This is a genomic window from Verrucosispora sp. ts21 (assembly GCF_002879555.1).
Classification (GTDB): Bacteria; Actinomycetota; Actinomycetes; order Mycobacteriales; family Micromonosporaceae; genus Micromonospora; species Micromonospora gifhornensis.
Genome location: NZ_PNOZ01000079.1, coordinates 21018 through 27286, shown reverse-complemented (window position 1 = coordinate 27286; position 6269 = coordinate 21018). Strand labels below are relative to the sequence as shown.

Below are 6269 nucleotides of genomic sequence, written 5' to 3'. Positions count from 1 at the left end.
CACCAGCACCAGCACCAGCACCAGCACCAGCACCAGCACCAGCACCAGCACCAGCACCAGCGATCATGCACTTCCGGTCGCCGATCTGCCCCAAACGCACCCTGTGCACCGACAACAAGTGCAAGATCGACGGAACTCGGAGCACATGCTGGTCCACCACCGTCACCGTCGCCGCCCGAACCGCGCCCGATCCGCCCACGCACCGCCGCGCTGCCACCGAGCACGGGTTCACCACCACAACCCGCGCAACCCCACGCAAGCCCTCCAACCCTCGCGCCCAACCAGCTCAACGCCCCACCAAGTCCGTCGATCAAGAGGTTTGCGTCAGATTCCAACGCGTTCCCGACCAAAACCTCTTGATCACCGCTCCGGGGACGGGCCAGCCCGGCCACCGGACGCGGTCGGGCAACCGGACGCGGTCGGGCAACCGGACGCGGTCGGGCAGCGGGCGCGGTCGGGCAGCGGGCGCGGTTCAGCCACCGAAAGGGGCGTCAACGTTCGTGGCACGTACGGCAGGGTGGTCATCGCTTGTGAGGTGCCGTCGTGGTGCTACCCGGCTCACGTCAGGGGGTTCGGGGGAGCCCGGCCCGCGCAGGAATCAAGCCTGACCGCCCGGAGCGGGCCGGGCTCCCCCGAACCCCCACCCCGCTAAAGCCAGCAACCGAGCCGAGGGCCAGGAGAGGCCGCAAGGGCCACAGGCCCCGGCGGGTCAGTGGTCGGCGCTGTTCCAGTCGCGGCCCTCGCCGACCGACACCTCCAGCGGCACCGACAGCGGGTACGCCCCACCCATCTCGCGCCGCACCAACTCCTCCAGCGTGGTCCGCTCCCCCGGGGCGACCTCGAAGACGAGTTCGTCGTGCACCTGAAGCAGCATCCGGGAGCGCAGCCCGGCGTCGCGTAGCGCGGTGTCGACGTGCAGCATGGCGACCTTGATGATGTCGGCGGCGGAACCCTGGATGGGGGCGTTGAGGGCCATCCGCTCGGCCATCTCGCGGCGCTGCCGGTTGTCGCTGACCAGGTCGGGCAGGTAGCGGCGGCGGCCGAGGATGGTGGAGGTGTAGCCGTCCTGGCGGGCTCGCGCCACCACCTCGTGCAGGTAGTCACGGACCCCACCGAAGCCGGCGAAGTAGTTCTCCATCAGCCCGCGCGCCTCTTCGGCGGTGATGCCGAGCTGCTGGGACAGGCCGAAGGCGCTCAGCCCGTACGCCAGGCCGTAGTTCATTGCTTTGATCTTGCGCCGCTGGTCCGGACTGACCTCGGTCACCGGCACGGCGAAGACGGAGGAGGCGGTGGCGGCGTGGAAGTCGGCGCCGGAGTTGAACGCCTCGATGAGCGCCTCGTCGCCGGACAGGTGCGCCATGATCCGCATCTCGATCTGGCTGTAGTCGGCGGTGAGCAGGCATTCGTAGCCCTCCCCCACCACGAACGCCCGGCGGATGCGCCGCCCCTCCTCGGTGCGGATGGGGATGTTCTGCAGGTTCGGTTCGGTGGAGGAGAGCCGGCCGGTGGCGGCGACCGTCTGGTTGAACGTGGTGTGGATGCGCCCGTCGTCGGAGACCGACTTGAGCAGCCCGTCCACTGTCGACTTGAGCTTGGCGACGTCCCGGTGGCGCAGCAGGTGGTGCAGCAGCGGGTGCTCGGTCTGCGCGTAGAGCCACTGCAGGGCGTCGGCGTCGGTGGTGTACCCGGTCTTGATCTTCTTCGTCTTGGGCAGGGCGAGCTCTCCGAAGAGGATCTCCTGGAGCTGCTTCGGAGAGCCGAGGTTGAACTCCCGGCCGATCACCGCGTACGCCCCCTGCGCGGCGGCCTTCACCTCGGCGGCGAAGTGCGCCTCCAGCTCGGAGAGGTAGTCGGTGTCGGCAGCGATGCCGGTGCGCTCCATGTTCGCCAGGACCCGCATCAGCGGCAGCTCCACCCCTGCCATCAGCCGGGCGGACTGCTCCCCGTCGCGGGACAGTTCGGCGTCGATCGCCTCGGCCAGGTCGAGGGTGGCCCGGGCGTGCAGCATGAGGTTCTGCTCGGCCTCGCCGTCGCCGCCGAGCCCGTCGAGGGTGAGTTGGCCGTTGTCGGGAGCGTCGACCCGCAGCTCGCGGTGCAGGTAACGCAGGGCCAGGTCGGTCAGATCGTAGGAGCGCTGATCGGGGCGGGCCAGGTAGGCCGCGATCTGGGTGTCCCGGGTGATGCCGGCCAGCGTCCAGCCGTGTGCGGCGAAGGCGAGCACGGCCGGCTTGCTGTCGTGCAGCACCTTGGGGCGGGTCTCGTCGGCCAGCCAACCGGCCAGCGCCGCCTCGTCGCTCTCGTCGAGCGTGCTCGGGTCGAACCAGGCCGCCGCGCCGTCGGCGGTGGCCAGGGCCAGGCCGGTGACGGTGGCGGTGTGCCGCCGGTTGGGGCCGGTGTCCAGCTTGACCGCCACCCCGACCGGGGTGCCCGGCGACGCGTGCGTCTCCAGCCAGCCGGCCAGCGCACCGGGCGCGGCGAGCACCTCGCCGCTCAGGTCGAAGCCCGCCTCGGCCTCCGGCTCGACCGCGTCGAGGTACTGGTAGAGGCGGTCACGCAGGATGCGGAACTGGAGGGTGTCGAAGACCTGGTGCACCGCCTCCCGGTCCCACCCCTGCCAGCGGGCGTCCTCGGGGCGGATCGGCAGGTCCAGGTCGGCGATCAGGCGGTTGATCTCGTAGTTGCGGATCACGTCGGCGAGTCGTTCCCGCAGACTGTCACCGGCCTTGCCCTTGATCTCGTCGGCGCGGGCGATGATGCCGTCCACCCCGCCGTACGTGTTGATCCACTTGGCGGCGGTCTTCGGGCCGACGCCGGGCACTCCGGGCAGGTTGTCGCTGGTCTCGCCGACCAGCGCGGCCAGATCCCGGTAGCGGTCGGGACCGACGCCGTACTTCGCCTCGACCGCGGCCGGATCCATCCGGGCCAGGTCGGAGACGCCCTTACGCGGATAGAGCACGGTGATCTGCTCGTCGACGAGCTGGAAGGCGTCCCGGTCACCGGTGGAGATCAGCACCGGCATCCCCTGGTCGCGGGCCTGGCAGGCCAGGGTGGCGATGATGTCGTCGGCCTCGTAGCCCTCCTTCTCGACCACCGGCACCCGCAACGCCGCGAGGACCTCCTTGACCAGGCTGACCTGGCCCTTGAAGTCCGCCGGGGTCTCGCTGCGGCCGGCCTTGTACTCCGCGTACTTCTCGGTGCGGAAGGAGCGGCGGGACACGTCGAAGGCGACGACGATGTGGGTCGGCCGCTCGTCGCGCAACACGTTGATCAGCATCGAGGTGAAGCCGTAGACCGCGTTTGTCGGCTGCCCCGTCGTGGTGGAGAAATTCTCCACAGGCAGGGCGAAGAATGCCCGGTATGCCAGGGAATGTCCGTCGACGAGGAGCAGGCGCGGCGTCGTAGCTGTCACGGTGGCGACTCTAGTCCGTCCCGCCGACAACTCCCGCCGCCGCCTCGCGGCACCCTCACCCGCTGATCCTGGGGTCGGCGGCAATGAACTGCCGCCAACCCCACGATCGACGCAGGGCAGGTCAGAGCACCTTGGCCAGGAAGGCCTTGGTGCGGTCGTGTTGCGGGTTGGCGATCACCTCGCGGGGGTTGCCGTGCTCGACCACCACGCCGCCGTCGATGAAGACCAGGGAGTCGCCGACCTCGCGGGCGAAGCCGATCTCGTGGGTGACCACGATCATCGTCATGCCGTCGCGGGCCAGGTCCTTCATCACGTCGAGGACCTCACCGACCAGCTCCGGGTCCAGCGCGCTGGTCGGCTCGTCGAAGAGCATCAGCTTGGGTTGCATGGCCAGGGCTCGGGCGATGGCCACCCGCTGCTGCTGACCACCGGAGAGCTGGCTCGGGTAGTTGCTCATCTTGTCACCCAGACCGACCCGTTCCAGCAGCGCCACCGCCCGGTCGCGGACCTCGGCCCGCTTCTCCCTGCGCACCAGCAGGGGTGCCTCGGTGACGTTCTCCAGGGCGGTCTTGTGCGGGAAGAGGTTGAACCGCTGGAACACCATGCCGATGGCCTGGCGCTGGGCGGCGACCTCCTTCTCCCGCATCTCGTGCAGCTTGCCGCCGCGCTCCCGGTAGCCGATCAGGTCGCCGTCCACCCAGATCCGCCCGGCGTTGATCTTCTCCAGGTGGTTGATGCAGCGCAGGAAGGTCGACTTGCCCGAGCCGGAGGGCCCGAGCAGGCAGCACACCTCCCCGGCGCGTACCTCGAGGTCGATGCCCTTGAGCACCTCGATCGAGCCGAACGACTTGTGCACCTGTTCGGCTCGTACCATCGGCCCGGCCCCGGCCTGAGCCGGGACACCGGACTGAGCCGGGACACCGGCCTGGGCCGGCACGCTCGCCTGCGTCATACGCCCCCTGCCCCTCCGGCGGCGCCGCCGCCACCGACCGCCATGCCGCGCAGCCGGGCCCTGGCCTGACCGGCACGACCGCTGCCTCTGGCGAAGTGCCGTTCCAGGTAGTACTGCCCGACGAGCAGCACACTGCTCAACAGCAGATACCAGATGGTCGCCGCGACAAGCATCGGGAAGACCTGGAAGGTCCGGCTACCGACGGCTCTGATCTGGAAGAACAGTTCGGTGGAGACCGGCACGAAGGCCACCAGCGAGGTGTCCTTGAGCATCGCGATGGTCTCGTTGCCGGTCGGCGGGACGATCACCCGCATGGCCTGCGGCAGCACGATCCGGCGCAGGATCTGCCCCTGGGTCATGCCCAGCGCCTGGGCCGCTTCGGTCTGTCCCTCGTCGACCGACTGGATGCCGGCCCGGACGATCTCCGCCATGTACGCGGCCTCGGACAGGCCGAGCGCCAGCATGCCGGCGACGAAGCCGGTGAGCAGGTCCGTCGCCGAGAAGCCGAACAGCCGCGCCTCGAAGTCCTGCACCCCGAACAGCGCGCCGATCTGCCGATCGAAGGGCAATCCGAACTCGATCCGGGACCACAGCATGCCCAGGTTGCCGAAGAGGATCGCCAGCACCAGCCGGGGCACCGCGCGGAAGAACCAGGTGTACGCCCACGCGACGCCGCGCAGGATCGGGTTTCCCGACAGTCGCATGATCGCGAGGAGGATGCCCAGCACGATGCCGATCAGCATGGACGTCACCAGCAGCGCCAGGCTGCCGCGGACACCAGCCATGATCGGCGGCCGGAACATGTTGTCGACCATGAACGACCAGTTGAACGCCTCGTTCGTCACCAGCAGGTGCACGAACATGGCCACCAGCACCCCGATCACGGCGACGGCTACCCACCGCCCGGGATGCCGCACGGGCACGGCCTGGATGGGTTCCGGCCGTGCCCGTTCGGGTGAATCGGTGTCGAGTGACATGTCAGCTGGCGGGGTTCAGTTCCGACGTGGTGATGGCCCCACCCTCGACGCCCCACTTCTCCAGGGCCGCCTTGTAGCTGCCGTCGGCGATGACCGCCTGCACGGCCTCCTTCAGCACCTCGGCGAAGGCGGTCTGGTCCTTGGGGACCGCGTAGCCGTACGGCGCCGACTCGTAGATGTCGCCGAGCACCTCCAGCTGGCCGTTGCTCTGCTTCACCGCGTACGCGCCGACCGGGGAGTCGGCCAGCATGGCGTCGTTCTTGCCGCTGACCACGGCGGCCGTCGCGTCGCTCTGCGCCTGGTACTGATCGATGGTGATCTCCGGCTTGCCGGCGTCGGTGCACGCCTTCGACCGGGCGGTGATGTCGTCGAGCTGCACGGTGCCGACCTGCACGGCGATCTTCTTGCCGCAGGCGTTGTCCGGGTCCACCTGGGCCGGGTTACCGGTCTTGGTGGCCCACTGGGTGCCGGCGGAGAAGTAGCTCACCATGTTCACCGACTGCAACCGCTCGGCGTTGATGGTGAACGAGGAGACACCGATCTCGTACTTGCCGGACTGCACAGCCGGCAGGATCGCGTCGAACGGCGCCGACTCGTACTCCGCCTTCAGGCCGAGCTTCTGCGCCACCGCGTTGAACAGCTCCACGTCGAAGCCGATCACGGTGCTGCCGTCGGTGTCCAGGAACTCCGCCGGGGCGTACGTCGCGTCGGTGCCGACCTTGATCACACCGTCGGCCTTGATCGTGTCGGGCACCTTGGCGGCGAGATCGTTGTCCGGCGCGGCCGAGACGGACGGACCCGAACCGGGCTCGTCAGCGCTCTCCTGCTCGCCGCAGGCCGCCATCGAGAAGGTGAGCAGCGCCGCACCGGCGACACCGATGACGGCCCGGCGACGACCCTTGAGGTTGAACATGTCGTACTCCTTGCGAAG

Annotated in this window: 4 protein-coding genes; all 4 read right to left on the bottom strand. The window is 69.3% G+C overall.

Annotation, left to right across the window (positions count from 1 at the left end; genetic code table 11):
* Window positions 1–709: 709 nt before the first annotated feature.
* Entirely contained in the window at window positions 710–3409 is a 2700-nt protein-coding gene (gene polA, locus C1A38_RS25545) for a DNA polymerase I (RefSeq protein WP_102660263.1), read from the bottom strand.
* A gap of 121 nt (window positions 3410–3530) precedes the next feature.
* On the bottom strand, window positions 3531–4283 hold the full coding sequence (locus tag C1A38_RS25540; protein ID WP_199180328.1) for an amino acid ABC transporter ATP-binding protein: 753 nt from the start codon (window positions 4281–4283) through the stop codon (window positions 3531–3533).
* 74 nt (window positions 4284–4357) lie between these two features.
* Window positions 4358–5338, bottom strand: a complete 981-nt coding sequence (locus C1A38_RS25535; protein ID WP_102660261.1) for an amino acid ABC transporter permease — start codon at window positions 5336–5338, stop codon at window positions 4358–4360.
* A 1-nt stretch (window position 5339) separates the two neighbouring features.
* Window positions 5340–6251: an ABC transporter substrate-binding protein gene (locus tag C1A38_RS25530; protein ID WP_102660260.1), complete on the bottom strand. Its 912-nt coding sequence runs from the start codon at window positions 6249–6251 to the stop codon at window positions 5340–5342.
* Between the last annotated feature and the right edge of the window lie 18 nt (window positions 6252–6269).